This is a genomic window from Mesorhizobium sp. M7A.F.Ca.AU.001.01.1.1, from assembly GCF_004022735.1.
Classification (GTDB): domain Bacteria; phylum Pseudomonadota; class Alphaproteobacteria; order Rhizobiales; family Rhizobiaceae; genus Mesorhizobium; species Mesorhizobium ciceri.
The window spans coordinates 1-1966 of the sequence record NZ_RZPF01000953.1; the positions used below are offsets into that span (position 1 = coordinate 1).

Below are 1966 nucleotides of genomic sequence, written 5' to 3' on the forward strand. Positions count from 1 at the left end.
CGCCAAGATCGTCGGCCCGGGCAATGCCTATGTCGCGGCAGCCAAGCGCCAGGTTTTCGGCACCGTCGGCATCGACATGATCGCCGGGCCATCGGAAGTGCTTGTCGTGGCCGACGGCAGCACCGATCCGAACTGGATCGCTGCCGACCTGCTGGCCCAGGCAGAACACGACGCTTCGGCGCAGTCGATCCTGGTCACCGACGATCCGGCTTTCGGCATCGCGGTCGAACAGGCGGTCGAGCGCCAGTTGCAGAGCCTGCCACGCGCTGAAACGGCAGCGGCGAGCTGGCGCGATTTTGGTGCCGTGATCCAGGTGTCGACCATCGACGCCGCGCTGCCGCTGGTCGATCGCATCGCCGCCGAACATGTCGAACTGGCCATCGACGACGCCGAGGGCTTCCTGTCGCGGATGCGCAATGCCGGTGCGGTCTTTCTCGGCCGCCACACGCCGGAAGCCATCGGCGACTATGTCGGCGGCTCTAACCATGTGCTGCCGACGGCGCGCTCGGCGCGTTTCTCGTCCGGCCTGTCCGTGCTCGATTTCGTCAAGCGCACGTCGATCCTCAAGCTTGGACCGGAGCAGTTGCGTATCTTGGCGCCGGCGGCGATTGCGCTGGCCAAGGCGGAGGGTCTTGACGCGCATGGACGCTCCGTCGCCATACGGTTGAACATGTAGGCGGCGATGTCTGGCCCCGATCAAACCCGCGCCAGGCTGATCGATGTCGAACTCGATGAATCGATCGGCCGGTCAACGCCGGATGTCGAGCATGAACGTGCAGTGGCGATCTTCGACCTGATCGAGGAGAACAGTTTCCAGCCCGTCAATGACAGCGGCGACGGCCCTTACCGGCTGAAACTGTCGCTGGCCGAGCAGCGGCTGGTGTTTGCCGTGGCGCGCGAGGATGGCACCGCCGTCGTCACCCATATCCTGTCGCTGACGCCGCTCCGGCGCATCGTCAAGGATTACTACATGATCTGCGAAAGCTACTACGACGCCATCCGCTCCTCGACGCCGAGCCATATCGAGGCGATCGACATGGGCCGCCGCGGCCTGCACAATGAAGGTTCGCAGACGCTGATGGACCGGCTGTCCGGCAAGATCGACATCGACTTCGATACGGCGCGCCGGCTGTTCACGCTGGTCTGCGTGCTGCACTGGCGGGGCTAGCCCTGTCGCCCGGCGCCCTGCCCCGTTCGATCCTGTTCCTGTGCGGCATGAATGCCGTGCGCTCGCCAATGGCGGAGCAGCTGGCGCGCCGGATGCTGCCCGCCACCGTCTTTGTCGCTTCGGCCGGCGTTCGCGCCGGCGAGCGCGATCCGTTCGTCGATGCGGTGCTGGCCGAAGAAGATCTCACGCTGGGCGAGCGCCACCCAAGGACGATGGACGATCTCGAGGACGACTATTTCGACCTCATCGTCACGCTGGCACCCGAAGCGCACCACGCCGCACTCGAACTCACCCGCTCGCTCGCCGTCGAGGTCGAATATTGGCCGACGCCGGACCCGACCGACGCCGGTGGCACGCGCGAACAGATCATGGCAGCGTACCGGGACGTCCGCGAGCGGCTGAAGGTGCGCATAGGCCGACGTTTCTTGCTTCCAGAGGCAAAAAACGCGACGGATTAAGCGTGTTCACAAGCGGACGATTATCATATAGGTTCCGCCGAAATTCCGGCCAGGGTGCTGGAACTACCATCCAAGCAAAGGTATCGAATGCCGAAGGAAGAAGTCCTCGAGTTTCCGGGTGTCGTGACGGAATTGTTGCCGAACGCGATGTTCCGGGTAAAGCTCGAAAACGAACACGAAATCATCGCCCATACGGCCGGCCGCATGCGCAAGAACCGCATCCGCGTGCTGACCGGCGACAAGGTTCTGGTCGAGATGACGCCATACGACCTGACCAAGGGCCGCATCACCTATCGTTTCAAGTAAGCAAAGCCCGACTGGTCCGCGATGAGCATTTTGC

Annotated in this window: 4 protein-coding genes; all 4 read left to right on the top strand. The window is 63.7% G+C overall.

The window, feature by feature from the left end; genetic code table 11:
• The coding region (hisD, locus tag EN884_RS34465; RefSeq protein WP_128361061.1) for a histidinol dehydrogenase at positions 1-676 on the top strand (676 nt) is incomplete at its 5' end.
• 6 nt (positions 677-682) lie between these two features.
• Positions 683-1168, top strand: coding sequence for a UPF0262 family protein (locus tag EN884_RS34470; protein WP_013530198.1), 486 nt, complete (start codon positions 683-685; stop codon positions 1166-1168).
• On the top strand, positions 1156-1626 hold the full coding sequence (locus tag EN884_RS34475) for a low molecular weight phosphatase family protein (RefSeq protein WP_013530197.1): 471 nt from the start codon (positions 1156-1158) through the stop codon (positions 1624-1626). Before EN884_RS34470 ends, EN884_RS34475 begins: the two co-directional genes overlap by 13 nt.
• Positions 1627-1713: 87 nt before the next feature.
• Entirely contained in the window at positions 1714-1932 is a 219-nt protein-coding gene (infA, locus tag EN884_RS34480; RefSeq protein ID WP_006200926.1) for a translation initiation factor IF-1, read from the top strand.
• Positions 1933-1966 lie beyond the last annotated feature (34 nt).